This window comes from Marinimicrobium sp. UBA4509, assembly GCF_002388575.1.
GTDB classification, from domain to species: Bacteria; Pseudomonadota; Gammaproteobacteria; order Pseudomonadales; family Cellvibrionaceae; genus Marinimicrobium; species Marinimicrobium koreense.
The window spans coordinates 33,063-33,430 of record NZ_DGMV01000022.1; the positions used below are offsets into that span (position 1 = coordinate 33,063).

The 368-nt window shown below is 61.7% G+C and carries 1 protein-coding gene; it reads right to left on the bottom strand.

Annotation, left to right across the window (positions count from 1 at the left end):
- Positions 1–107: 107 nt before the first annotated feature.
- Positions 108–368: helix-turn-helix domain-containing protein (locus B3520_RS02485; RefSeq protein WP_286875338.1), on the bottom strand; the 261-nt coding region annotated here is incomplete at its 5' end.

Consider the following 368-nt stretch of genomic DNA (forward strand, 5'->3'; position numbering starts at 1 on the left):
CTGCGCGCTAACCCGACCTACGGATACTGTGGGATTTGATCGAGCTTCCTGGTAGGTCGGATTAGCGAAAGCGTAATCCGACATCCCCACACAGTCTGCCCAGGCCGCTACCGCGTTCCGTAAACCACCATGGTTTTGCCGCGCACTTCCACCAATCCCTGATCTTCCAGAGTCTTCAGTACCCGACCGACCATCTCCCGGGAGCAGCCCACAATCCGGCCAATCTCCTGGCGGGTGATCTTGATCTGCATGCCATCCGGGTGGGTGATGGCGTCCGGCTCCTTACACAGGTCCAGTAGCGTCCGGGCCACCCGGCCGGTAACGTCCAGAAACGCGAGGTCCCCCACCTTGCGGGTGGTGGCGCGCAG